The sequence below is a fragment of the Frigidibacter sp. MR17.14 genome, from assembly GCF_037095735.1.
Classification (GTDB): Bacteria; Pseudomonadota; Alphaproteobacteria; order Rhodobacterales; family Rhodobacteraceae; genus Frigidibacter.
The window spans coordinates 1-23,067 of sequence record NZ_JBAWKD010000015.1 but is presented as its reverse complement, the minus strand read 5'-3'; the positions used below and the strand labels follow the sequence as shown (position 1 = coordinate 23,067).

The following is a 23,067-nucleotide window of genomic DNA, read 5'->3' as shown; positions in this document are numbered from 1 at the left end:
CGCGTCCTCGCGCGGCCAAACGACACCCGGCTACAGGGAGCGCTCTTCCTTGGCGTAATAGGTCCACGCCAGGAACCGACTTTCCTTCTGACCCTGGGCCATTTCCACGACCCGGAATTCTGCGGCCCGCGCCCTGCTCAACATCCGCGTGAGGGGCCTGAGGCTGTCTTTCCTGGACACCAGGGAGGTGAACCAGAGGCACTGGTCCGCGAAGTCGACGCTCTGCTCGATCATCCGGGCGATGAAGCCGATCTCGCCGCCCGGGCACCACAGCTCGGCATTCCGGCCGCCGAAATTCAGCAGGCCCGAGTCGCCTTTCCCGAGGTTGCGCCACTTGCGCCGGCTACCCGCATCCGCCTTCTCGGGCGAGGCATGGAACGGCGGGTTGCAGAGGGTGACATGGAAGAGGTCATCGCGCCCGATCACGCCGTGGAAGATGTCCTTCGGATCGCTCTGGCGCCTGAGCGTGATGTCGAGCCCGTTCTCCTCGACGATGCGCCGTCCCGACCGGATCGACACCGGGTCGATGTCGACACCGGTGAAATCCCAGTCGTATTCGTGCCGCCCGGTCAGCGGGTAGACGAGGCTGGCGCCGGTCCCGATGTCCAGCGCCTTGATCTGGGGGCCATGCGGGACGCGCCCCTCATCCGCCTCGGCCAGCAGATCCGCAAGGTGGTGGATGTAATCGACGCGGCCGGGGATCGGAGGGCACAGGTGACCGTCCGGAAGGTCCCAGAAACCCACGTCGTAATGCGTCCGCAAAAGCGCACGGTTCAGCACGCGGACCGCCTCCGGGTCCGAGAAATCGATCGTGACCCGACCGCGCGGGTTTCGAGTCGTGAAGGCGGCCAGCTCCGGGGATCCGGTCAGCAGGCGCTCGAAGTCATACCCTTGCTGGTGCTGATTGCGGGGATGCAGCTTGGGTGGAACGGCCATAGAGAACCTTCGTGCTGTCTGACGCCGACGATGCGCCATCCCGCGTGGCGGGTCAGGGCCTTGATGGCCTTCTGTGAGATAATGGAGCCTGCCCTTCACGTCACCCCAGCAAACCGGGCGGAGAGGCGCAGGCCATACCGATCTGGCGCTTCTGCCAGTCTATGCAGCCCTCCGTGCCAGACGCACAGGCCGCAAAAGGAGGGGCGGCTCAAAGCTCCCGACTGGAAGTGGCCGTCTCTGCGCAGCCGCAGCCCGGACACTGCCGCCCGCCCCGGTGAGCAGCATCGCCTCGGCTGCAACGGGCAGCATTGCGGACCAAGCTGCCGCTTGCAGTTTCCAATTCCGGCAAGCCGCCCGTTCACGTCGAAACATCCGGCCGCTCGCTTGCAGCACGCCAGCAGGTCAACCTTCCAGCAGGAAATCCACCGCCGCGTCGACATGGATTGCCGTCGAGTCGAAGCCGGGCAGGGGCAGCTTGTCCACCTCGAGGATTAGGCAGATCTCGGTGCAGCCGAAGATCACGCTGTCGGCCCCCTGCTGCCGGGCCTGATCGACCAGCGCGATCAGGGCCGCGCGCGATGTCTCCAGCACCTTGCCCGCGCAAAGCTCGTTGAAGATGATGTCATGCGTGAGCGTCCGCCCCTCTACATCCGGCACCATCACCTCGATCCCGTGCTGCGCCATCCGGGCCGGGTAGAAGCCGTTCTCCATCGTGTAGCGCGTGGCCAGCAGCAGCGGGCGGCGGTGACCTGCCGCCTTCAGCCGCGCCGCCGTGGCATCGACGATGTGCAGGAAGGGCACGCTCAGCGCCGTCTCGACCTGCGGGGCGACCAGATGCATGGTGACGGCGCAGATCAGCACCGCCTCGGCCCCGGCCACCTCCAGCCGCCGGCCCACATCGGCAAGATAATCCCCGGCGCCCTGCCAATCGCTCGCCTTCTGCATGTCGACGATCTTCTGGAAATCGACGGACCAGAGCATCATCTCGGCCGAGTGCAGCTCGCCCAGCCGCGCCCGCACCGCTTCGTTGATCTGGCGGTAGTAGATGGCCGAGCCTTCGAAGCTCATGCCGCCGATCAGGCCGATCTTGCGCATTTGTCAGGACCTCTGGCTGTGCCGGGCGACGAAATCGCGCAGCATGTTCTGGGGGAAGGGAGCCGGAGAGACCGCATCGCGCAGGGCGCCAGGGTCGCGCCCCTCTTGCGCCAGCGCCTCGGCCCGGGCGTCGATGATGCCGGCCATGATCGCGGGTGTGAACTCCGGGTGAAACTGCGTCGACAGGGCGTTCGGCCCATAGCGCAGGACCTGGTGCGGATCGTGATCCGACCCGGCGAGAACCGCTGCCCCCGGGGGCGGGGTCAGCACCGTCTGCAGATGCGTGAGCTGCGCGGTGAACTCTGTGCCTGCCGGCTCCAGCGCCGGATCGTCTAGGCCCGCCGGGGTCAGGCGGATCGCCTGACTGCCGATTTCGCGACCGTCCGGGTGATAGCCGACCGTGCCGCCAAGCGCGTGGGCAATCAGCTGATGCCCGTAGCAGACCCCGAACAGCGGCATCTCCACCGCCATCGCGGCGCGGATCCAGGCCGCGAGGCTTTCGCTCCACGGCGCGCGATCCGTGACCATGGACCACGAACCGGTGAGGATGGCGGGTCTTCCCTGCGCTGGTTCCGGCGGCATCTCGCCCTCGAAGGCACGCACGACCTCCAGCCCGTCCATGGGCAGGCCGAGCGCCGCGGCGAACCAGTCCGGCAGATCGCCAAGCGCCGACCGGATCGGGTCCGGCGGTGTGCCTGTCTGAATGAGCAGCGGTTTGCGGTGCATCGGATGATCCGTGGTTGCTTGACACCGCCTATACGTATCCGCGATCATTCTGAAAAATGAATAATTGAGAATGGACGTTCTCAAGATGAGAAGACTTGATCTGGAAACCCTGCGGATCTTCCGGGCCGTCGTCGAGGCGGACGGGATCACCGGCGCCGCCCAGCGGCTGGGTCGGGTCCAGTCGAATGTCACGACGCGGATCAAGACCCTTGAAGAGCGGCTGGGAACGAAGCTCTTCCGGCGCGAGCGCAACCGGCTGATCCTGTCCGAGGATGGCGCCCGCCTGCTGACCTATGCCGAGCGGCTGCTGCAGCTTGCCGACGAGGCCGAGCTTGCGCTGAGCCCTGACACGCTTCGCGGCACGCTTCGGCTCGGCGCGCTGGAAAGCACGACCGCCGCCCGGCTGCCGCCGGTGCTGTCCGCCTTCCATGCCGCCCAGCCCGAGGTGCGGATCGACCTGTCCACCGGCGACACCGCAAGCCTTTTGCGCCGCGTCCGGCAGTTCGAGATCGAGGCGGCCTTCGTCTCCGAGCCCTTCGATCCGCACGAGCTTGAAACCCTGCCGGTCTTCACCGAGCAGCTTGCCCTCATCGCGCCGCTCTCGCTGCCGGCAATCCAGGGCCCGGACGACCTGCGCGGGCGCACGATGATCGCCTTCGAGACCGGCTGTTCCTACCGGCGGATCTTCGAGACCTGGCTTGCCACCGCCTCCGTGGTGCCGGACGGGGTGATGGAGCTTGCCTCCTATCACGCGATCTTCGCCTGCGTTGTGGCCGGTTCCGGGGTCGGGATCCTGCCGCGCGCGGTGCTGACGGCTCTCGGGGCAGAGGCGCAGGTTCAGGTTCTGGAACTTCCCGCCGAGATCGGGCGGGTGCGGACCCATCTGGTCTGGCGAAAGGCGCAGGCGTCGCGCCCGCTCGACGCGCTGCGCCGGATGCTGGCCGCCGCGCCGGCCGCCAGGGAGTGATGCCGTCATGCTGAAACCGTTAATGCGGTCCCTCGGCCCCGTGGTCGCTCGTGCGCCGCTGGCCGAGGCGGCACGGGCCGGCGCTGGGGCACTCTGCGGCCTCGGGCTGGTCGGGCTCTTGCTGCTATCGCCCGGCGTCGACCTGGCGACCGGCCTCTACCTCGTCGCGCCCTTCGGGGCGACCTCGGTGCTGCTCTTCGCCGTGCCGAACAGCCCGCTGGCCCAGCCCTGGTCCGCCGTCGTCGGCAATACGGTCGCGGCACTGGTCGCGGTCGCGGTCTGCCTCTGCGTTGCCGATCCCGTCCTGCGCATCGCGCTGGCGGTGGGGCTGGCGATCACCGCCACGATGCTCTGCCGCGCGGTTCACCCGCCCGCGGGGGCCGTCGCGATGACCGCAGCCATGTCGCCCGAGGCGATCGACCGTCTGGGCTTCTGGTTCGCCCTGACCCCGATCGCCAGTGGCACCCTTGCCCTCGTCGCGCTGGCATCGCTCTATGCGCGGTTGACCGGACGTCATTACCCTGCGCGGCAGGTGCCTCCTCAGGCTCTGCCCGATCGCGCGGCGGCGTCCGAAGCCCGCCTGAGCCTGTCCGAGCCGGAGTTGACCGCGATCCTCGAGAGGTATCGGCAGTCGTTCAATATCGGGGCTGCCGATCTGGCGCGCCTGATCGGTGCTGCCGAACGGCAGGTGCTGGACAAGCAGTCCGGCCCCCTGACAGCCGGGGGCATCATGTCGAGCGACCTGATCACGGTAGGGCCGGAAACGGGCATGGCCGACGTCGCCGACCTCTTCCGCCGCCACCGGTTCACCTCGCTGCCCGTGGTCGGGCCCGGAGCGCGCTTCTACGGGGTGATCTTCCAGATCCATCTCATCGAGCGCGCGCGCGAGGACGCCTTGCGCCTCGAGCGGAGCCTGCTTGCCGCCTTCCGTAGGCTTCTAAGCCCATCCACGGGCGCGGGTGCGACCGCGGCCGATCTGATGTCGGTCGCCGGTCCGCGCGCGGTGGCGGGAACACCTGCCAGCGTCCTCTTGGGGCTGATGGCAGAGCAAGAGGTCGACGCCGTGCCGGTGCTCGAGCGCGGCAGGATCATCGGCATCGTGACACGGACGGACATGATGGCGGCGCTGGTCCATCGCGCCGCGGTGGGCGGTGGCTGAGCCGGCGGGCAGGAGCCCTGCCGGATGAAAGGAGAACCCCGCGCAATTGTCATGGCAGCCAGTCGCGTGGATTGACTACCCATGAGGAACGGCGCTGATCGTCCTGCCGCCAAGCTCCTTTCCGGAAGGTCCGCTAAGGGCTCCATGCTGCCGGACATCTCGAGGTGGCACCCCTTTAGTTCGCACCTGCTCCGAATGCATTCGCCCTCAATGACTGGAAGGATAAAGGACAAGGCCGGCCTGCTGGGCGCGACGGCGCCATGCGCCGGTTTGAAGAGGTTTCGGTTCGAACCGCGGGCACGCGGCACCACCGTCTCTGAGTTCGCCATCCGCAACCGCATGTGCGAGGCATGGTGCAGGGCGCATATCCGGCGCGAAGGGCTCGAGCCGCCGTTGCTGCCGAGGCCGTAGCCGAGACCCGAAGGCGCGAGGAGAACCACGAATTCATCGGTCATGGCGGCGATCTGGCATCCCGCGCCGCAAGCCGGAAGCGGGTCCTCGACGGCCGTCGCCCTGATCACGAGAACTCGACGGAACTGCGCCAGCACGCTCTGCGCTGTCTACGGAAGCGCAGCGCGGAGCCTTTGTTGAGAAAGGCGCGACCGATCCCCATCGAAGGAGCCCAGCCATGCCCGATGACAAGCCCGATCTGGCAAAAGGTGTGAAGGCCGAAGATCTGCGTGAGGCAAGCCCGATGATTGGGCTTTATGAAGGGCAGGAGGTGATCCTGGTCCGTCACGGGCGAGAGCTCTCGGCACTCTCCGCGAAGTGCACCCATCTCGGAGCCTCCCTCGACAAGGGGCTCGTCGTGGAAGGGCAGGTCAGGTGCCCATGGCACCATGCGCGCTTTTCGCTGGCGGACGGGACTGCCGAAGGTGGACCTGCAATCCAGTCGCTGTCGTGTTTCCGGGTCGAGGAGACCGATGGTCTGATCCGCGTGCTTGGCAAGAAGGCCGCGCCTTCGCCAAAGTCCAAAGCCAACGCAGAACGGATCGTCATCGTGGGCACCGGAGCCGGCGGACATGCACTTGCCGCTGCACTCGGCCGCGCTGGCCGCGGCGCCGACGTGACGCTCATCGGTGCAGAACCGGACGCCCCCTATGACCGGACCTTCTGCTCGAAGCAATATCTTCAAGGCGGTAAGAGCCGCGACGAATGTTTCCTGCCCGCGGAAGGGCTGGACCAGGTGAAAATCCGGACCGGCACCGAGATCACGGGAGTCGATGTTCAAAGCCGTGAGCTCGAGACCGCGCAGGGGGAGCGCATCGGCTATGACCGGCTGGTGCTGGCCACCGGCGCCTCGCCGAAACGACCCGACTTCCCGGGCGCGGAACAGGGTCACCTTCTGCGCAGCCTTGCCGATGCGGATGCCCTCATCGACGCTGCGAAGACCGCGCGCACGGCGCTCGTCCTTGGGGCAAGTTTCATCGGGCTCGAGGTGGCCGCTGCGCTGCGTGCCTGCGGCATCGAGGTGACAGTGGTCGCACAGGGCACGCTGCCATTGGCCCGGATCCTCGGCGATGAGGCGGGGCGCCACATCATGAACCTGCACATCGACAAGGGCGTCCGCTTCCGGATGGGCGAGACGGTCGCCTCCTTCGAAGACGGCACGGTCGTCACCGACGCAGGTGCGCGGATCCCCACGGATCTTCTGGTGCTGGGCACCGGTGTCGCGCCGCGGATCGGTCTGGCAGAGGCGGCCGGGCTGGATATGGCCGAGGGCGGCGTCGCGGTCGACGCGACGCTGCAGAGTTCGGATCCGGCGATCTGGGCAATCGGCGACATCGCCGCCGTGCCCGCCCCCCTGTCCGGGAAGCGGCAACGGATCGAGCACTGGGTTCATGCGCAGCGCATGGGCGAACATCTCGCGCAAGACTTCCTTGCCGGGACTGCGACTCCATTCCGGGCGGCGCCGTTCTTCTGGACAGGCTTCTACGGAAAGCAATTCCGCTATGTTGGCCATGCCCGACCCGAGCAGGTCGAGATCGACGGCGACGTCCAGGGCGGAACCTTTGCGATCCGTTACCGGGACGCGTCGGGTTCGGCCCTTCTGACGAGCGGGCGCGACATGCTCGCCCTGGAGGAGGAACAGGCCCGAGAGGTCGCGGCGCGGTCTTGATCCGAACATGCCTCGGACAGGTGGTCAGGAACCAACCGCGTCCCGGCGGGTTCGCTCGGCAGCATCCACGGTAGGGTGCCTGTCGACCGGGCCACCGGCGATCTGGGGGGATCATGGACATCTCGGAACTTGCGCATGCGACGCCAGATCAGGCGGCGCCGGAACGGTGGCTGAACAAGGTCAGGGCGGCGAGGATGCGTCTCGACCAACACCGGGTTCTGTCTTCTTCTTTCCGTCCGTCAGGGTCCGACGCCACGCGCGACACGACGTCGCGATGAAGCCGGATCGGTCACCCGATTGTGCTGGCTTTGGGAAGGCTTTCAGGCGGGCTTGCCAGGCGGTGCGATCGGGCGCCACAAGGTTGAGCCAGCCTCACCCTGCATCGTCATCCCGCAACGTTCAAACAAAGTCGCGATGAAGGCGCCCTTCGCCGTCGGGTGCAACTCGTCCTTGTCAACGCGGCCCGAAAATGACCCGAAGCACCGCGTCGCGCGATTGGAGCCGACAAACAGCATCGGCGGCACCCTTTGGGCGCCGCCGTGGCTCCATCACATCGGCAGTTCGGCGGTCGCGCCCTTACTTCGGCACCAGCACATGATCGACGACATGGATCACGCCGTTCGACTGGTCGACATCGGCAATCGTGACCTTCGCCACATCGCCGCTTTCGTCATAGATCCAGAGCGCACCGTTCTTCATCCGCGCCGACAGGGCATCGCCGGACACCGTGGTGAAGTTCGCCATGCGGTTCTTGCTCTTCTTGATCTCGGCCATGATCTTTTCGGCGGTCCAGTCACCCGCCAGCACATGTGCGGTCAGAACCTTGGTGAGCATCGCCTTGTTTTCGGGCTTCAGCAGCGTGTCGACGGTGCCTGCGGGCAGCATCTCGAAGGCGGCGTTGGTCGGCGCGAAGACGGTGAACGGCCCCGGACCGGCCAGCGTGTCGACCAGTCCCGCCGCCTTCACCGCCGCGACCAGCGTCGTGTGGTCGGCGGAATTGACCGCGTTTTCGACGATGTTCTTGTTTTCATACATCGGGGCGCCGCCAACCATCGGGTTGGCCGCAAAGGTGGCGGTTGCCCCGAAGCTGAGGGCTGCAGAGACAAGCAACAGATTGAGCGTCTTCATACCGGTTCCTCCTGAGATGCTGGGTCACGTCGACCCGGACAAAGGCGATACGGACCGCGCTTCAGAGAAGTTGCGCAGAAGGTGGATTTTTTCCCCGCAGCCGCATCGAAGGCGTCTCCGGCGCTTTCGCTCGATACCGGCTCGGGTTGCGGGCGTCCTGTCGTCGACCTTGGGGGAAGGCATGACAGACGATCTGCTGGCGGAGACATTCGCCCGCATGGCGCGCGGAGAGCGGGCCGCGCTGCGATCACTATATACCGAAGCGTGTCCGAAACTTTTCGGGGTCCGCCTCCGTATGCTCAGGGATCGGAGCGAGGCCGAGGATGCGCTGCAGGAGATGATGACCCGCCTCTGGACACAGTCCCACCGGTTCGACCCCTCTCGGGGTCTGGCGATGAGCTGGTCGATCGTCATCGCCCGCACCATTGCCTCGACCGGCTGCGGGCACGACCCACGCGGGTGACGGAGGATGGGGATCTGGCCGCGACGGGCGTGGACAAGCGACCCGACGCAGAGACGGTGCTGATCCGTCAGGGGGAGGCGCGGCACATCCTCGACTGCCTCGCCACGCTCGATCCCGATCGGGCGCGGGCGGTCCGCAGCGCTTATCTGGATGGCGAGACCTGTGAGGGCATCGCCGAAGCCATCTGAATTCCGCTCAACACGCTGCGCAGCTGGCTGCACCGCGGGTTGCGCAGCTTGAGGGAGTGCGTGAAGAAGTGACGGGCGCCGACGAGCATGATTTGGCAGCGGACTATGTGCTGGGCCTTGCCTCGGCCGAGGACCGGGCGCGCGCCGAGGATCTGCTGCAGCGCAACGGGGATTTCGCGCGGCAGGTCCAAGTTTGGCAGCAGCGCCTTTCGGGATTGGACGCGGAATTCGTCGCTGTCGAGCCGCCTGCACATCTGCTAGGGCGCACGGAGGAGCGGATCTTCGGGCCGGCACCGCGGACCGGAGGCGTTTGGTGGCAGCGCTGGAGTTTTGGTGCGGGCCTGACGGCTGCTGCGCTGGCGGTCCTGACGGCGGTGTGGTTCTGGCCCGGACAGGATTTGCGCCCCATTGCCGAACTGTCGGCCCCTGACCTCGCCATCTCGGTCCTGGCGGATGCCGAGGGCCTGACGTTCAGCAGCACCTCTGGTCCGGCGCCGAATGCGCAGTCCTATCAGCTCTGGGTCATACGGGCCGGGCAACCCCACTCGCTCGGGCTGCTGACAGGGGCGGAGACGACGGTCACCCAGCGCCTTGAGCGGGGTGATGTGCTGGCCGTCAGTCTTGAACCTTCGGGCGGTTCTCCGACCGGACTGCCGACAGGACCGGTTCTGGCCACCGCGTCCATCGCGGATCTCTGATTTATTTGCAGCCTTCTGCAACGCGAAGCGGCCAGCCCTCGTATCCCATCAGCAAGCGAAGATTCTGGCGGATATCCGAAACGATCCGGTGCGCCCTTCGTTAGCGACGTTGATGAAATCACTTGGATTGCGAATGCCACTGTCCGATGAGCAACACCGCCCATGAGAGATACGAAAGAGGCTCCGATGCGGAAGACTTCGGACGGCCTCGGCTGCGGCATATCCAGATCGGGACGGCGAGCCGCGACACGGGTTGAGGCCTTGGCGACGACCGACACCGATCGCTCGCCACTTTTGGCGGCCTTCCTGATCGTGCTGCTTGGCGCCATGATCGCGGCGGCTGTTGCGATGGCCGTGATCTGACGGGCCGGATGCCTAGAAGGCTTCGGCTGCCGATGGATCACGCTCATGGCGCGACCGGACGTTCGATGAAGTCGGCAGACTCGGGCGCGTCGAGCCCGCCAGTTGGGCGACGGAAGTGTCCAGCCTATGTAATCCTTCCTCTGAACCTTGAAGGGTGTTCGCCCCTATGAAGCTCGCAGCCGCTTTGGTCCTTTCGCTCCTCGTCGCAGCCTGCGGTCTGGTGCCGAAGCAGCAGGACGGCGACATTCTGGTCATAGGCGACTCGGTCATGGCCTGGAACCGCTCTGACCAGGCCGATGTGGGACACATCATCGCAAAGGTAACGCACCGACGAGTCGTCAGTCGCGCCGCCCTAGGGGCGCAAGTCCGCGTTGGGCCTCTCGGGTCTCTTGTCGGGCTGAACATCCCCGATCAGCTGTCGTCAGGGCGCTGGAACTGGGTCGTGATGAACGGCGGGGCGAATGATCTCGGGTTTTCCTGCGGCTGCACGCAATGTGACGGCGAGATCGACGCCCTGATCTCTCCGGACGGCACGGGGGGCGACATTCCCCGGCTCATCGAAAACGCCCGCGCCGGAGGGGCGAAGGTTCTTTGGATGGGGTATTATCAGGCTCCGCACTCGACCTCGTTCAAGGGCTGCCGTCCCGGACTTGTTGAGATCGAGCGCCGCATCGCGACATATGCGGGCGCCCGCGATAGCGTCTTCTTCGTGGATGCCGAGGATTTCTTCGATCCCGGCGACCAAAATCTCCTTGGCCCAGACAATACCCATCCGTCGGCCGCGGGATCAGCCGTGATCGGACGAACCCTGGCCCAGACGATCACGCGGAATTCGACCCGATGACGGGATGGGCCGCTGAAGACATGCCGGCGCTGCACGAACGCGGCGCGATCGTCACCGGCACGGGTGGCATCGGGTTGGAAGCTGCAAAGGCGCTGGCCGGGGCTGGCGCCGAGGTGACGATTGCCGGGCGCAACGCGGCGAAGGGAGCAGAGGCGTTGCGCCTGATCCGCGCCGCGCATCCGCAAGCCAGCGTAACGTTCGAGATGCTGGATCTCGCAAGCCTTGCTTCCGTTGCCGCTTTCGCAGAACGGATTCAGGCTCACAGAAAATCCGTCGACATTCTGATCAACAACGCCGCCGTCATGACCCCGCCGGTGCGGCAGCTGAGCGCCGATGGATTCGAACTGCAGTTCGCCACGAACTACCTCGGCCATTTCGCCCTGACGATGCGGCTGCTTCCGATGCTCCGCCTAGCGTCAGCGCCACGGGTCGTCAGCCTGTCGAGCCTCGCCGCTCGGAGGGGGAGATTGGACTTCGCCGATCTGAATGCGGAGTCGCGCTACAGCGCCTTTGGCGCCTATGCGCAGTCGAAGCTTGCCTGCCTGATGTTCGCGCTCGAGCTGCAACGGCGGAGCGATGCGGAAGGCTGGGGCATCGCGAGCTTCTGCGCCCACCCCGGGATCGCGCGGACCGACCTGTTCCACAGCGCCCCCGGCCGCCGCAGCCCCACATCGCTGGTGCGTTCGGTGCTGTGGTTCCTGTTTCAGCCCGTGGAACAGGCCGCGCTTCCACTTCTGTTTGCCGCCACAGCGCCGATGGCGACGTCCGATCGATACTTCGGGCCATCGGGATTTTTCGAGACCTGTGGAACGCCTGGGCAGGCAAAGATACCAGACATGGCATTGGATCAGGCGGCAGCAGAACGTCTCTGGCAGGTGTCGGCAAGGCTGGCGGGCACGGGTTGAGCAGTCGAATTTTCGCGGGTCACTGGCTTTGGATGCACCCATAATCCTCGAAACCATCACGTTCTCGCGATGAATGAATTTACCCATTAAAATCAGTCATCCAATTTGGATGCATCGAAGAAAAAAATATACTTGAGGCTCGCGGCGTTCCCATGCCTTTCAATTGCCATAGTCTCGTCTTCGGCCGAGGTTTCGCATCGGCACATGTTCAATGTGGGAGACGAGAAATATGATGCCAATGACATTTCCCGTGATCGGATCAGCTGTCGCGCTGCTGGTTAGCGCCGGTGCGATCAGCGCCGCAACCGTCCCGGCGGTCCCGATGGGCGCGACCGGTTACGCTCTCGGTAACAACGGCCAGACTCTGGTCACCATGACAAATCTGAACATGCCCGGCTCTGCCAGCGGCATGACAATCAAAAGCGATGCCGGCGTGACGATGAAGATGAGTTCGCTGGCGTTTCGCCCGAAAACTCGCGAACTCTACGGCTACAGTGACAGCACCGACACCGTCTACCTCGTGAACCCCATGACCGGCATCGCTACGGCTGTAGTGACCGCCGCAGCAGAAAACCGCACCAGCGTCGAGGCGCTTGGGTTCGATTTCAACAACGTGCTGGATGCGGCACGCATCGTCACGACCGCCGACGAAAACAGGGTCTTCTTCCCGAACAATTCGCCCCCGACAATTGCGGGCGAAGCGAATATGATCATGCCGTTGGCTTATGCCGAGGGTGACGTGAATTTCGGCGCGGATCCGTCGATCTTTGCAAATGCCTATACGAATGCGGTCGCCAATCCGACCACCAATATTCAGTTCGTCTTGGATAGCGAACTCGACACTCTGGCCACGTTGGCAAACAACACCGGTCTGCTGACTACGATCGGTCAGATCTGGTTCAACGGTTCCGTGCTCGACTTCACCGAGGTCGGCGGCTTCGACATTCTTTCCATCATGGAAGGCTCGAACCAGGCGCTGGCCCTTCTGTCGACCGGATTCAGCACCGGCCTCTATGAACTCGATCTCTTCGCGAACGGCATGGGCTACGTGAACGCGTCGCTTATCGGCTATGCCGGGGCAGAATTCGGCGCACTGGACGGCTTCGCCGTGGCGTCGCCAGCCCCTGTCCCGCTCCCGGCCGGCGTGGTGTTGCTCGGGTCTGCGCTCGCGGGCGCTGGCTTTTTCGCACGTCGCCGCAAGAGCCTCGCTTGATGGCAGGCGCAGAATCGAACCTCACGTCACTTGGACTGAGGATCTGATCCATGACCAAGCCTGACGCGTAAGACAGATATGCGCCGTCTCGGCGCATATCGAACAATGGCTTATCGGCTTTCGGAAGGTGGGATGCAGGACGACGCGACCTTGTTGCTGGCCTGCGCGGCGGGGAACCGCGACGCGGTTCGACGGCTGTATGAGCGGCACGCAGACCAGTTGATGGGCATCGCCCTGCGCCTGCTACGCAAACACGATCTTGCCGAGGATGCGCTCCACGACACCTTCGTGCGGATTTGGCAGACTGCCGACCAGTTCAATCCTGCGATCGACCGGGCCGAAAGCTGGATGATCGCGGCTTTGCGTGATCGGAGCCTTTCTTTGCTGCGACAGCGTGAGGAAAGCGATGGCGCGGTCCCAATGGATGCGGAGGAGGCGGCTGACGAGGAGCGGCTGCTGGTCAGTCAGGCTTGGGAGCGGCTGGAGGAAGGGACAATGCTGAAAAGCTGCCTCGCCAGTCTCCCGGAGGACCGTCGCCGGGCCGTGCTCGCCTCTTATGTCCTCGGGCTTTCACACGGCGAGATCGCCGGTCGAATGCGCGTGCCTTTGGGCACAGCGAAGGCGTGGATCCGCCGCAGCCTGGAAACTCTGCGGGGGTGCATGTCATGATCCCGTCCGAGCTTGATGCCAGCCTGCAGGAATATGTCCTTGGCCTTCTCGATCCTGAGGAGGTCCTGCGGCTAGAGGACGCCATTCGGGAGGACGAAGCCCTTTGCCGCAGAGTGGCCGCGTTGCGAGAGCAGTTCGCGGCGATAGATCGAACGAGCGATCCTGCGGCGACGGACCCGGCCCTTTGGTCGCGGATCGAGGCGAGCTTGCAGAGCAGTCTGCAGGCGCAGCGCACCGAAACCGCCCTCGACGCAGCGCCCGCCCTGCGGCGCAGCGGCAAACCGATGGTCTTCGCCGCGCTTCTGGCTGTCGCCGCCGCGCTCGCCGGTCTGGCACTCGTCCTCAGGCCCGCGCCTACTCCCGACATGATCGCGCTCCTTGCCGATCCGGAAGGCACCGTGCGGTTCATCGTCGAGGATTTCGGTGGCAACCGGGTCGACCTGACCAGCCTTGCCCCACCCGACCTTCCCCAGACGGCCAGCCTGCAGGTCTGGACGAAATGGAGCGAAGAGGTCGGGCCGGTTTCGCTGGGGGTTCTCGACGCGACCGGATCGGTGTCGCTCGACACGGACCTTCCGGCCCCGATCGAAGGCCAACTTTACGAGGTCACGCTCGAACAACGGGGAGGATCGCCTACAGGACGCCCGACTGGGCCGATCATCGGGGTCGGGACCGGCCAGCAACCGGGGTGACGCCCCCCACGGCTCGTCCCTGAGGCTGGCCCACAATCAATGACTATGCGCGGCACCCGTCCGGTGCTCTCGTGCGCGACTTCGAAAGCCAAGATTGAATTTTCATTGACGAGGAGAGTCCATGAAACCGTCCATCACCCCGATCATGTTCGCAGGACTTCTGGTCGTGTCAGCGTCGCTGACGGCCGGTGCGCAGCAGGCCCCGTTGCCCGCCACGCCCGCCCCTGCGGAGGCGCAGGAGGTCGAACCGCTGTCGATCTATTTCGGGACCGGAAGCAGCAGCATCTCGACCGAAGGCACGTTGGTGCTCGACGAAGCCGCGCGCCTGTTCCGCGCCGGGGATCCGATCGTCATGATCGTCGCGGGCGGGGCCGACACGATCGGAGATCCGCGCAGCAATCTTGAGCTGTCGATACGCCGCGCGCAGAAGGTGGCCGACGGTCTGGTTGCGCGGGGCATTCCGGTGGAACGCCTGCAGGTTCTCGGGCGCGGGCAAAGCGATCTGGCGGTGACGACGGACACCAATGTCGACAACGCGCAGAACCGCGTGGTCGAGATTTCCTGGCGGTGACCCTGCCATGAAAGGCTGGCGGGGACTGGCCGCAGGATGCAGTCTGATCGTTCTGATGACCGGAGAGGCGGCGACAGCCGGGCCCGGCGAAGACGCCTTCCAGCGGCGTGACTACGCCGCTGCGGCCGGGATCTGGAGCGCCGAGGCCCGCGAGGGCTCCGCAGCCGCGATGTTCGGGCTCGGCCTGCTCTCCGACCTTGGCCTCGGCCAGCCCCGAAACCCGGACACCGCGCTTGAATGGTATCTGCAGGCGGCGGAACTTGGCCTGACCGATGCCCAGTTCAATGTCGGCGTCCTTTACGATGCCGGGATCGGCACCGTGCGCCGTCCCGTCTTGGCCGCGAAGTGGTATGCGCTGGCCGCGGTGAAGGGTCATGCGCGGGCACGTTACAATCTCGGCCTGATTTACGCGGAGGGGGCCGGCATCCCGCGGAACGATCAACTGGCCCGCTACTGGCTCACCGCAGCGGCGGAAGACCTTTCGGCGGCGCAGGAACGACTGGACAGGATGGACGGCGATCAGGTCCCTACTACCGATGCTCAGCCAGCCCTGACGCCCCCAGCGGCTCTCGGGGCAATCGTCATAGACAGTCGCACGGCGGAACTGGCCTGGGCGGCTTCGACAGGCCCCGAGGGGAGCCGGTTTTTGGTCGAGCTGGCGCGCGCCCCTGCCGGGGAAGACAGGGCCGAAGCGGTCTATGTCGCCGAGACGGAAGCGTCCGCAGCCATCGCGCCGATCCCCGAAGGCACGGGCGACCCGATCTGGCGCGTCAGCCGCATGGATGCCGGTGGCACCCATTACGCTGCAACTCCCTGGCAGGGAATGGACGGCCAGAGATCCGATGCCCCCGACATCCAGGTGTCGATCGAATATTCAGCTGGCAGCGACAGGGGGGAAACTTTCGCGCGGCACCTAGCCGCCATCCTCGGGCGGGCGGGAATCCGGTCCGACCTGCAACCTTCGACGCAGGGGATCAGCGAGGCCCGCCTGACCTATCGCTTCCACGAGGACCGAGCGACTGCCGAAAGGATCGCGAGCTTCTTGCCGGGCACGGTCGATGCATTTGCAGCCATAGAAGACGCGACTCCCTCGCGACCTGGTCAACTGCTGCTGAAATTGCCGGGCGAAGACGCATTGCGCTGACGCCAAGCCTCAGTCCGCGTCCGAGAGCCAAACCTGCACGGTGCCCTCTGGCGGTGCTGGGGCGTAAAAGGTGAAGTCGTCGACTCGGGCATTGATCGTTTGCGCAGCCGCCTCGGCCAGCGCCCGATCCTCCGGATGGAAGTAGCGGACGACCTCCTCCGGTTCAGCAAGGATCGAGGCCGCGATCCGCAGCCCCGGAATATTGAAGACCCAGTCGGGCCCAGATGGAACACTCACGCGGGTTCCCGGGGGCACCGCAGCCGCAAGTCGCATCAATTTGGCCTCCCGAATACCGGCCAACGAGAAAGGCGTCTGATCTATGCGCGGTGCCGGGTCGGCGGGCTGCAACGCGAAGCGGGGTGCTGGAGCGCCCGAAATCACCGGTGTCTCGACCGCCCCGACTGATCTCGGAGAAGCGGGCAGATCTACGCCGGAAACAAACTGCGGCGCTTCGATTTGGGCGGTGATGGGACGTGGTTGCGGGGTCGGCGGCTCCGGCGGCGACCGCAGGATCTCTACACCTGACCCCAGCACCAGAGCGAGAACACCAAGGCTTGCAGCCGACATCGAGAGACGATTGCGGATGACAGGCGATGCGGCGGGTTCGCCGCCGGTCGCCTCGTCCCTCCGCGACTGAGCCTGTCTTTCGCGGGAGGCCAGCACCCGCAGCCGTTGCGCCCGCGCAGCCTCAAGCCTTGCCTGCCATTCTGGAGAACTGAGGCTTTCGCGAACAACGCGGGCATCTCGGTCAAGCACACTATCTGGTTCGGTTATGACCCGCTCCCCCCCGATGCAGGCTTGCCTGAATCAAACTCTAAGACAGACGTCCGAAAAATAAAGTGTCGCTGCACCTAGATGCCCCTCAAGAGCGGACCTCCGCTGCCTTGTCTTCTGTCGTTCAAACGCCCTCTAGTTCGCACCAGCTCCGAATGCATCCGCCCCCATGACTGAAAGAAGGAAGGACAAGGCCGGCCTGTTGGGCGCGACGGGCCACGAGCTGGCTTGAAGAGGTTTCGGTTCGAACGGCGGGCACGCGGCACCTTGGCTTCGGTGACTTTCGCACGGGAGATGGGCCGATGCACTTCGCCGGCTCTGACGTCTCGATGCACTGACGGCATGTCGGCATCCCGATCTTCGCACTGGTGACGCTGGGCCGAAGATGCGAGGAAATGGGCAACGCCGACGCAAGTCGTCGATGACTTTCCAGAGGCTCCTCCTCCTCCCTGAGCCTCGGAAATCTGCGGGGATCCCCTCCTCCTCCCTGGGATCCCCGCAACTCCTCCTTCTCGTTGCAGGCGTCGGCAGACCCCTGGATGCACCTCCGGTCTCCCATCGTAGCGCGGGGAGCAGCTGTTCATTCCCACCCTGATCGTGCGTGCGCCCCATTGCCGACACTGGCGCATGGAAGGTTCCAGCATGTCCGCGGGTGCCCGTTCTCGCGCCGAGCCATCGTTTGCGGGTGGCGTTGTAGCCAGACGAAAACCCGCCGGAGGGATCGCCGCCGACTAGGTGCGCCGCTCCGCGGGGAGGCACCTCTTGCCCGTCGGACAAGGCCCAGAGCGAGCAATCCCCGTTGAGGCTGCCGCAAACGCAGGTGCGACGCATGCCTGCGAGAAGCTTCACCACGGTTCACGCGAGGTCGGTCGCGTGCCGCTTAGCGCCCCTCGCGAAAATCGGAAAATTCATCTAAGCATATGTAATTATGCAATAAAATATGACGGCGCATCTTGTAGGCCGGCTCGAATCATGCATCATTAAGGGCACATCGAACGCTCAACCCGAACCACGCCGCACCCGCCTCGCTCAGGCGGGCCTGACCTTCTGCGCCTTGATGGATGCCATGACCGCACGCTACCCCTTCGTCCTCGCCCGTTATCCCGACCCCACCGTCTCGGAGTTCTCCATCCGCAACCGCCTGCGCGAGGCATGGTGCAGGGCGCATATCCGGCGCGAAGGGCTCGAGCCGCCGTTGCGGCCCGACGGCACGCGGGATCAACAGGCCTACCTGAGCCTGCTCGACGAGGTGTCGGTCACCGGGGCGGCGCTGAGCCGGGTCAATCGCCGGGCCAAGCGCTACATGGCCTGCTATGAGCGCCGACACGAGGTGTCGCAGTTGCCCTCGAAGATCGCGGAGGTGATCGAGCCCGCCCGGCACGGTGTCAGGCTGATCCAGCTGCCCTCCGAGGCGCGCGCCGACGAGATCGCGGCCGAACTTCATGCAGACTACCCCGGTCTCGGCCCCTGTAACGAGTTCGTCTGGCATGCGATGCGCCAGTCCTGGCGCAGCGGCGAGCCCGGACTGCGCCTGCCGCCGGTTCTTCTGGTCGGCGCGCCGGGCATCGGCAAGTCGCACTGGGCACGACGGCTGGCGACGTTGATCGGCGTGCCAAGCACGGAGATCGATGCCGCGGGCGAGAACGCTTCGTTCTCGGTGGCCGGCTGTCAGCGTGGCTGGGGCAATGCCGGACCCGGTCGGCCCGTGGAGCTGGTCCTGCGCGAGCAGGTGGGCAACGTCCTTATTGTCGTTGATGAGATCGAGAAGGCCGTGCCCGCCCGGGGCACCTCCGGGGGCACCTACAACCTCACCGACGGGATGCTGCCGTTCCTCGAACCCGCGACTTCGGCGCGGTGGAGCTGCCCCTATGTCCGACTGCCGATGGACATGAGTTGGATCAACTGGGTGATGACCGCCAACGGCCTGCAGGGGCTGAGCGCGCCGTTCCTGTCGCGCTGCCGGATCATCGAACTGCCGCCGCCGTCCATCGACCAACTCGCGGCCTTCACGCGCCGTGCGGGGCGCAAGCGCGGGCTTTCGGACGACATGATCGAGCTGAGCATCGAGGCCATGACCCGGTGCTTCGGGCAGGAGAGACGACCCAACCTGCGGACCGCGCTGCGCCTCCTGGACAACGCGGTCATGATGGCCGCGCGGCCGCTTCTGCACTGAAGGCTCCGGCGTGAACCCTCTTGAAATCGCCCTCTCGACCGCTGCCCTGGCCTTCGGGATTGCGGTCAGCGCCGTCTGCATCCTTTCGATCCGTCGGATGCGGGACCCGGAACCGGATCTCGAGGCTGTCGATCGCTTCATTGCCCGGGCACCGCAGCCAGATCTCCTGCCGCTGTCTCGGGACGTGCTTGCAGACGTCCGCGTCGTGGCTTTCGACGCCTTCGGCACTCTGCTGCGGATCGACGAGCCTCGGCGACCCTGGACGAAGATCATCCGTCGGGCGGCACGCAGGCGCGACCCGCGCCTCGCCTCGGGAACCATCCGCGCGTTCGCCGAGGCGTCCGGCGCTCGTTGGGACCCGGCATGGGAAGAAGATCTTCAGGTCAAACTCGGCTCAATCCGCATCCGCCGCTTCGACTGCCCCGGATACAGGCCGGTCACGGATCCCGAAGTTCTGGAGGCAATGCTGGCGGAGCATGCGAGGCGATTTCGTCAGCTCGCCGCAGAGGGGAAGACATCTTGATCATCCCGCTGGTGCCGCCAGCCGCGAGGCCAACCTGTCTCCCTGCGATCAGGGCGTTCGTCACCGAGAGACCCACCAAAAGTATCTTCATAGAGATACTCATTCTAGCCGGTTCGGCATGTCATGTATCCTTGCGACGATACATTTCGCATCTCCCTCCGTGGGGAGAGAGCGGTGCGCGCGCTCGTGCTCGACGCCCGTAGCCCAAGATCCGGGATCCACACAACGGACGAGCAAAGATGCCGAAAAAGCGCCAGTTGAGCCGCGAAGAGAAGCTAGCGCTTCGCCTGGAGTTCGCCAACCTCGCCCGCCGCGGGCAGCTGAGGTTGCCGCAGGCCATTCGGCAGATGCGTAATTGCCTGGGCCTGACCCAAGCGGAGTTCGCCGACCGTTTCGGCCTGACAAGGATCCAGCTGATCGCGTTGGAGCGCGGCAGGGCCAATCCGACGCTCGAGACGCTCGAGAAGATCTGCAAACCCTTCGGCTTCGTGGTCGGCTTCGTGGCGCGAGAGAAGCATTCGGCACCTGACCGGGCAGAGGGGCGGTGACGCCGAGGCTAGTGCCCTGAAGGCAGGGTCAGGGACTGCGGCTAGCTTGCGAAAACCGTCTCCCGCATCCAGTCCAGCAGTCGGCAGGTCGGCTCCGTCACCCGGCGATCCTTCGGCACGGTCAGCCAGTAGCTTCCCAGCGTGACCACGGGCTCGAACGGACGCCTCAATCTGCCGGAGCGGATCTGGCGATCGAACATCGGCAGCGGCAGCAGCGCGATGCCGAAGCCCTCTGCCACCAACTCCGCGAGGCCATTCGAGCTGTCCAGCACCGGACCGGCGAGCGGTGGACAGCTCTCGCCCGCAGCGCGGAACCAGGCCGGCCATTCCTCGGCCCGGTAGCTGCGCAACAGCCGATGCCGGGGCAGGTCGCCCGGGCGGCGCAGCTCCAGCCCCGGCGCGCAGAGCGGCGCCATCGGCGCGTCCATGATGTGGTGTGCTTCGAGACCCGGCCAGTGTCCGGACCCGAAACGAATGGCGGCGTCGAGCCCTTCGCGCGCGATCTCCACCCGGTTGTTGTTGGTCGAAAGCCGGACGGTGACGCCCGGATGCGCCCGTTCGAAGGCCTCGAGCCGCGGGATGAGCCAGCCGGTGGCGAAGGTCGTCACGGCGCCGAGGTTCACCACCTCGGTCGGCTGCCCGCCCGAGATGCGCTCGATCATCCGTGCGATGTCGTCCAGCCCGCGTTCCAGCACCGGAAACAGCGATTGCCCGGCATCGGTGAGCACGAGGCCGGCGGGTGTGCGGTGGAAGAGCGTGAGGCCCAAGAGGCCCTCGAGCCGCGCGATCTGGTGACTGACCGCGGCCTGGGTCACGCGCAGCTCGATCGCGGCGCGGGTGAAGCTGCCCTGACGGGCCGCGACTTCGAAGCTGCGGAGCGCATTCAGCGGGATGTCGGGGCGATCAGGCATGAGCTGAGCTTATGCGAAGTCCAACCCTTTGTCGTCTGCCCTGTGCCAGCACCACCGGATAGGTCACTGCCCAACACCACGAAGGACCAGACATGACCCGCGCGCTCCCCCTCTCGATCCTGCTGCTTGCAGCCCCATTCTCGCCTGCGTTTGCCGAGGACGCCCAAGAGCGGTTCGAGGCCGATGCGGCGGCCGCCTTCGGCCAGGCCATCGCGGACCACAACATCCCCGGGCTGATCGTCGGCGTGACGAAAGGTGGCGAGCACCGCTTCTACGCGACCGGCCTCGCGTCGCGCGAAGACACCCGTCCGGTCACGCCAGACACGATCTTCGAGCTCGGATCGATCAGCAAGATCTTCAACGTGACGCTCGCGGCACTGGCGGAGGAACGCGGGCAACTCTCGCTCGACGCCCCCGTCTCGACCTGGCTGCCCCGCCTGCAGGGTGTGCCCGCGGGCCAGTTGAGCCTGCTGGATCTGGCGACGCATCATTCGGGCGGGCTGCCGCTTCAGGTGCCGGACGATGCGAAGACTGTCGATCAGCTCGTCGACTGGCTGCAGGCATGGACGCCGCCCGAGCCCGGGGCGCGCAGCTATTCCAACATCAGCATCGGTCTTCTGGGCCATGTCATGGCCCAAGTTATGGGCATGAGCTACGCTGATGCGGCAGAAGGGGTTCTTTTTCCGGCGCTCGGCCTGAAGGACAGCTGGGTCGAGGTCCCGCCCGCAGCGGCTAACCGCTATGCCTATGGCCACGATCGAAAGACCGATGAGCCGATCCGGGTCACGCCAGGCGTGCTCGATGACGAGGCCTATGGCGTGAAGTCGACGGCGCGTGACATGCTGACCCTTCTCGATGTCGAACTCGGCGAGGCCCCGGTCGCCCCCGATGTCGCCAAGGCCGTGTCGAGGACGCAAGAGCCGCAGTTCCAGACGCGGCTCTTCACCCAGAGCATGATCTGGGAAGCCTATCCTTGGCCTGCCGACCCCGAGCGACTGGTCGCGGGGAACGGCTATGATTTCATCCTGAAGCCCCAGCCAATGGAGGCTTCCGAGCAGCCCGCCGGTGGGGAGGTGTTCCTGAACAAGACCGGATCCACGAATGGCTTCGGGGCCTATGTCGCCATGGTGCCGAGCGAGGACCTGGGCGTTGTCGTGCTGGCCAATCGCAACTTTCCGAACGAAGTCCGCGTGCGTGCCACGCTCGAGCTGATTTCTCGTTTGACGGTCGACTAGGTCGACGCGAGAGCGATGGCCACGCGGGTGATGTGCCCGCGCCGATGTCATCGGTGCCGGAACGGGCCTCATCGACAAGCGCGCCCGCGGGAGAGTGCTCTTCAGCGCAGAATGCTTGCCCCGGATGGGCGTTGTTGCACTTATCGGTGAGGCGGATTCACGTCGTGAATCCTGACTGTTAGCTTCGGGCCATGCCGAAGCCCTCTTCCCCTCGCTATCGCACGACGAACTGGTCCGACTATAATGCTGCTCTGCGCCGCCGTGGGTCACTCTCGATCTGGTTCGACCCGACGATGATTTGGCATGCGGTCAAGACGGGCAAGCGCGGTCATCCCGAGACCTTCTCTGAAGCCGCAATCCAAACCTGCCTGACGCTGAAGGTGTTGTTTGGCCTGCCGCTCCGGCAAACGGTCGGTTTGGTCGCGAGCCTGATCGACATGGCGGGGCTGGACTGGCCCGTTCCGGACTATTCTACGCTTNAATCCAAACCTGCCTGACGCTGAAGGTGTTGTTTGGCCTGCCGCTCCGGCAAACGGTCGGTTTGGTCGCGAGCCTGATCGACATGGCGGGGCTGGACTGGCCCGTTCCGGACTATTCTACGCTTTGTCGGCGTCAGGCCCGGCTTGCCGTGCGGATCCCCTATCGCCGCCCGGACGGCCCTGTGGCCCTGCTTGTTGATAGCACCGGCATCAAGTTCCGCGGCGATGGAGAATGGCAGGCACGCAAGCATGGTGCGTCGCGCCGCAGGGCGCGCCATGTTTCGCCACTGGTTCGAGAAACCATGACGTGCGGCGCAAGGTCCATATCGGCGTGGATGCTCAGACCGGAGACGTCCGGGCCGTCGAGTTCACGTCCAGTCGGCAAGGCGACAGCCCATTCGTCGGGGAAACGATCCCCCGGATCGTTTCCTGACCCTCCTCATTTCCAGCCCTTCTGGCGCAGATCCCCGAGGATGCTGAGATCGGTTCGGTCACGGCCGACGGTGCCTATGACACCAGACGATGCCATGTCGCGATCAACGAG

At 65.5% G+C, this 23,067-nt stretch carries 24 protein-coding genes and 2 pseudogenes; 19 read left to right on the top strand and 7 right to left on the bottom strand.

Annotation, left to right across the window (positions count from 1 at the left end; all coding sequences use genetic code 11):
• Positions 1-30: 30 nt before the first annotated feature.
• The 3 genes from rlmF to V8J36_RS20620 all read right to left on the bottom strand — a co-directional run bounded on the left by rlmF (position 31) and on the right by V8J36_RS20620 (position 2,757).
• Entirely contained in the window at positions 31-936 is a 906-nt protein-coding gene (gene rlmF, locus V8J36_RS20630; protein WP_336469213.1) for a 23S rRNA (adenine(1618)-N(6))-methyltransferase RlmF, read from the bottom strand.
• 402 nt (positions 937-1,338) lie between these two features.
• Complete coding sequence (locus V8J36_RS20625) at positions 1,339-2,031, bottom strand: aspartate/glutamate racemase family protein (RefSeq protein ID WP_336469212.1); 693 nt, start codon at positions 2,029-2,031, stop codon at positions 1,339-1,341.
• A 3-nt stretch (positions 2,032-2,034) separates the two neighbouring features.
• The gene (locus V8J36_RS20620) at positions 2,035-2,757 is read right to left on the bottom strand and encodes a glutamine amidotransferase (RefSeq protein ID WP_336469211.1); all 723 of its coding nucleotides are present in this window, start codon (positions 2,755-2,757) and stop codon (positions 2,035-2,037) included.
• An 85-nt stretch (positions 2,758-2,842) separates the two neighbouring features.
• On the opposite strand from V8J36_RS20620, the gene V8J36_RS20615 reads away from it, so the two are divergent.
• From V8J36_RS20615 to V8J36_RS20605, 3 genes are all read left to right on the top strand, one after another.
• Positions 2,843-3,724, top strand: a complete 882-nt coding sequence (locus V8J36_RS20615; protein ID WP_336469210.1) for a LysR family transcriptional regulator — start codon at positions 2,843-2,845, stop codon at positions 3,722-3,724.
• A 7-nt stretch (positions 3,725-3,731) separates the two neighbouring features.
• Positions 3,732-4,883 carry an HPP family protein gene (locus tag V8J36_RS20610; protein ID WP_336469209.1) on the top strand — a complete coding sequence of 384 codons (1,152 nt, stop codon included), beginning with the start codon at positions 3,732-3,734 and terminating at the stop codon, positions 4,881-4,883.
• A gap of 628 nt (positions 4,884-5,511) precedes the next feature.
• Entirely contained in the window at positions 5,512-7,002 is a 1,491-nt protein-coding gene (locus tag V8J36_RS20605; RefSeq protein WP_336469208.1) for an FAD-dependent oxidoreductase, read from the top strand.
• 320 nt (positions 7,003-7,322) lie between these two features.
• Here V8J36_RS20605 and V8J36_RS20600 read toward each other — a convergent pair whose 3' ends face one another.
• Together V8J36_RS20600 and V8J36_RS20595 are read right to left on the bottom strand one after the other, a co-directional pair.
• Positions 7,323-7,517: a hypothetical protein gene (locus tag V8J36_RS20600; protein WP_336469207.1), complete on the bottom strand. Its 195-nt coding sequence runs from the start codon at positions 7,515-7,517 to the stop codon at positions 7,323-7,325.
• 61 nt (positions 7,518-7,578) lie between these two features.
• Positions 7,579-8,130 carry a fasciclin domain-containing protein gene (locus tag V8J36_RS20595; RefSeq protein WP_336469206.1) on the bottom strand — a complete coding sequence of 184 codons (552 nt, stop codon included), beginning with the start codon at positions 8,128-8,130 and terminating at the stop codon, positions 7,579-7,581.
• Between the two features lie 181 nt (positions 8,131-8,311).
• Here V8J36_RS20595 and V8J36_RS20590 point away from each other — a divergent pair, with 181 nt between their 5' ends.
• From V8J36_RS20590 to V8J36_RS20545, 10 genes are all read left to right on the top strand, one after another.
• A complete protein-coding gene (locus V8J36_RS20590; protein WP_336469205.1) occupies positions 8,312-8,593 on the top strand; it encodes a sigma factor in 282 nt (93 codons plus the stop codon).
• The gene (locus V8J36_RS20585) at positions 8,590-8,781 is read left to right on the top strand and encodes a hypothetical protein (RefSeq protein WP_336469204.1); all 192 of its coding nucleotides are present in this window, start codon (positions 8,590-8,592) and stop codon (positions 8,779-8,781) included. Before V8J36_RS20590 ends, V8J36_RS20585 begins: the two co-directional genes overlap by 4 nt.
• A 68-nt stretch (positions 8,782-8,849) precedes the next feature.
• Positions 8,850-9,479 carry an anti-sigma factor gene (locus V8J36_RS20580; RefSeq protein ID WP_336469203.1) on the top strand — a complete coding sequence of 210 codons (630 nt, stop codon included), beginning with the start codon at positions 8,850-8,852 and terminating at the stop codon, positions 9,477-9,479.
• A 529-nt stretch (positions 9,480-10,008) separates the two neighbouring features.
• A complete protein-coding gene (locus tag V8J36_RS20575; protein WP_336469202.1) occupies positions 10,009-10,686 on the top strand; it encodes an SGNH/GDSL hydrolase family protein in 678 nt (225 codons plus the stop codon).
• Positions 10,683-11,591, top strand: coding sequence for an SDR family oxidoreductase (locus V8J36_RS20570; RefSeq protein ID WP_336469201.1), 909 nt, complete (start codon positions 10,683-10,685; stop codon positions 11,589-11,591). The genes V8J36_RS20575 and V8J36_RS20570 overlap by 4 nt, the downstream gene beginning before the upstream one ends.
• Before the next feature lie 238 nt (positions 11,592-11,829).
• On the top strand, positions 11,830-12,804 hold the full coding sequence (locus V8J36_RS20565; RefSeq protein WP_336469200.1) for a DUF4394 domain-containing protein: 975 nt from the start codon (positions 11,830-11,832) through the stop codon (positions 12,802-12,804).
• 132 nt (positions 12,805-12,936) lie between these two features.
• Positions 12,937-13,473 (top strand): sigma-70 family RNA polymerase sigma factor, encoded by a 537-nt coding sequence (locus tag V8J36_RS20560; RefSeq protein ID WP_336469199.1) that lies wholly within the window; start codon positions 12,937-12,939, stop codon positions 13,471-13,473.
• On the top strand, positions 13,470-14,165 hold the full coding sequence (locus V8J36_RS20555; RefSeq protein ID WP_336469198.1) for an anti-sigma factor: 696 nt from the start codon (positions 13,470-13,472) through the stop codon (positions 14,163-14,165). Before V8J36_RS20560 ends, V8J36_RS20555 begins: the two co-directional genes overlap by 4 nt.
• Positions 14,166-14,286: 121 nt before the next feature.
• Positions 14,287-14,736: an OmpA family protein gene (locus V8J36_RS20550; RefSeq protein WP_336469197.1), complete on the top strand. Its 450-nt coding sequence runs from the start codon at positions 14,287-14,289 to the stop codon at positions 14,734-14,736.
• A 7-nt stretch (positions 14,737-14,743) separates the two neighbouring features.
• A complete protein-coding gene (locus V8J36_RS20545) occupies positions 14,744-15,880 on the top strand; it encodes a tetratricopeptide repeat protein (RefSeq protein WP_336469196.1) in 1,137 nt (378 codons plus the stop codon).
• A gap of 9 nt (positions 15,881-15,889) precedes the next feature.
• Here V8J36_RS20545 and V8J36_RS20540 read toward each other — a convergent pair whose 3' ends face one another.
• A complete protein-coding gene (locus V8J36_RS20540; RefSeq protein WP_336469195.1) occupies positions 15,890-16,447 on the bottom strand; it encodes a hypothetical protein in 558 nt (185 codons plus the stop codon).
• Positions 16,448-17,720: 1,273 nt separating this feature from the next.
• On the opposite strand from V8J36_RS20540, the gene V8J36_RS20535 reads away from it, so the two are divergent.
• From V8J36_RS20535 to V8J36_RS20525, 3 genes are all read left to right on the top strand, one after another.
• Positions 17,721-18,827, top strand: a complete 1,107-nt coding sequence (locus V8J36_RS20535; protein ID WP_336469194.1) for an AAA family ATPase — start codon at positions 17,721-17,723, stop codon at positions 18,825-18,827.
• 10 nt (positions 18,828-18,837) lie between these two features.
• Positions 18,838-19,350: a hypothetical protein gene (locus tag V8J36_RS20530; RefSeq protein ID WP_336469193.1), complete on the top strand. Its 513-nt coding sequence runs from the start codon at positions 18,838-18,840 to the stop codon at positions 19,348-19,350.
• Positions 19,351-19,589: 239 nt separating this feature from the next.
• Positions 19,590-19,898 carry a helix-turn-helix transcriptional regulator gene (locus V8J36_RS20525; protein WP_336469192.1) on the top strand — a complete coding sequence of 103 codons (309 nt, stop codon included), beginning with the start codon at positions 19,590-19,592 and terminating at the stop codon, positions 19,896-19,898.
• Positions 19,899-19,939: 41 nt separating this feature from the next.
• Here V8J36_RS20525 and V8J36_RS20520 read toward each other — a convergent pair whose 3' ends face one another.
• Positions 19,940-20,809: a LysR family transcriptional regulator gene (locus tag V8J36_RS20520; RefSeq protein WP_336469191.1), complete on the bottom strand. Its 870-nt coding sequence runs from the start codon at positions 20,807-20,809 to the stop codon at positions 19,940-19,942.
• A gap of 92 nt (positions 20,810-20,901) precedes the next feature.
• On the opposite strand from V8J36_RS20520, the gene ampC reads away from it, so the two are divergent.
• The 3 genes and pseudogenes from ampC to V8J36_RS20505 all read left to right on the top strand — a co-directional run.
• Positions 20,902-22,044, top strand: a complete 1,143-nt coding sequence (ampC, locus tag V8J36_RS20515; protein ID WP_336469190.1) for a class C beta-lactamase — start codon at positions 20,902-20,904, stop codon at positions 22,042-22,044.
• A gap of 191 nt (positions 22,045-22,235) precedes the next feature.
• Positions 22,236-22,516 (top strand): annotated as a pseudogene (locus V8J36_RS20510) (transposase); the annotation flags it as partial.
• Positions 22,517-22,519: 3 nt separating this feature from the next.
• Positions 22,520-23,067: pseudogene (locus tag V8J36_RS20505) on the top strand (IS5 family transposase); the annotation flags it as partial.

Excerpts from the sequence above, each read along its gene's own strand:
- rlmF (WP_336469213.1), bottom strand. The coding sequence starts at position 936 with ATGGCCGTTCCACCCAAGCTGCATCCCCGCAATCAGCACCAGCAAGGG.
- V8J36_RS20625 (WP_336469212.1), bottom strand. The coding sequence starts at position 2,031 with ATGCGCAAGATCGGCCTGATCGGCGGCATGAGCTTCGAAGGCTCGGCC.
- V8J36_RS20620 (WP_336469211.1), bottom strand. The coding sequence starts at position 2,757 with ATGCACCGCAAACCGCTGCTCATTCAGACAGGCACACCGCCGGACCCG.
- V8J36_RS20615 (WP_336469210.1), top strand. The coding sequence starts at position 2,843 with ATGAGAAGACTTGATCTGGAAACCCTGCGGATCTTCCGGGCCGTCGTC.
- V8J36_RS20610 (WP_336469209.1), top strand. The coding sequence starts at position 3,732 with ATGCTGAAACCGTTAATGCGGTCCCTCGGCCCCGTGGTCGCTCGTGCG.
- V8J36_RS20605 (WP_336469208.1), top strand. The coding sequence starts at position 5,512 with ATGCCCGATGACAAGCCCGATCTGGCAAAAGGTGTGAAGGCCGAAGAT.
- V8J36_RS20600 (WP_336469207.1), bottom strand. The coding sequence starts at position 7,517 with ATGCTGTTTGTCGGCTCCAATCGCGCGACGCGGTGCTTCGGGTCATTT.
- V8J36_RS20595 (WP_336469206.1), bottom strand. The coding sequence starts at position 8,130 with ATGAAGACGCTCAATCTGTTGCTTGTCTCTGCAGCCCTCAGCTTCGGG.
- V8J36_RS20590 (WP_336469205.1), top strand. The coding sequence starts at position 8,312 with ATGACAGACGATCTGCTGGCGGAGACATTCGCCCGCATGGCGCGCGGA.
- V8J36_RS20575 (WP_336469202.1), top strand. The coding sequence starts at position 10,009 with ATGAAGCTCGCAGCCGCTTTGGTCCTTTCGCTCCTCGTCGCAGCCTGC.
- V8J36_RS20570 (WP_336469201.1), top strand. The coding sequence starts at position 10,683 with ATGACGGGATGGGCCGCTGAAGACATGCCGGCGCTGCACGAACGCGGC.
- V8J36_RS20565 (WP_336469200.1), top strand. The coding sequence starts at position 11,830 with ATGACATTTCCCGTGATCGGATCAGCTGTCGCGCTGCTGGTTAGCGCC.
- V8J36_RS20560 (WP_336469199.1), top strand. The coding sequence starts at position 12,937 with ATGCAGGACGACGCGACCTTGTTGCTGGCCTGCGCGGCGGGGAACCGC.
- V8J36_RS20555 (WP_336469198.1), top strand. The coding sequence starts at position 13,470 with ATGATCCCGTCCGAGCTTGATGCCAGCCTGCAGGAATATGTCCTTGGC.
- V8J36_RS20550 (WP_336469197.1), top strand. The coding sequence starts at position 14,287 with ATGAAACCGTCCATCACCCCGATCATGTTCGCAGGACTTCTGGTCGTG.
- V8J36_RS20545 (WP_336469196.1), top strand. The coding sequence starts at position 14,744 with ATGAAAGGCTGGCGGGGACTGGCCGCAGGATGCAGTCTGATCGTTCTG.
- V8J36_RS20540 (WP_336469195.1), bottom strand. The coding sequence starts at position 16,447 with ATGTCGGCTGCAAGCCTTGGTGTTCTCGCTCTGGTGCTGGGGTCAGGT.
- V8J36_RS20535 (WP_336469194.1), top strand. The coding sequence starts at position 17,721 with ATGACCGCACGCTACCCCTTCGTCCTCGCCCGTTATCCCGACCCCACC.
- V8J36_RS20525 (WP_336469192.1), top strand. The coding sequence starts at position 19,590 with ATGCCGAAAAAGCGCCAGTTGAGCCGCGAAGAGAAGCTAGCGCTTCGC.
- V8J36_RS20520 (WP_336469191.1), bottom strand. The coding sequence starts at position 20,809 with ATGCCTGATCGCCCCGACATCCCGCTGAATGCGCTCCGCAGCTTCGAA.
- ampC (WP_336469190.1), top strand. The coding sequence starts at position 20,902 with ATGACCCGCGCGCTCCCCCTCTCGATCCTGCTGCTTGCAGCCCCATTC.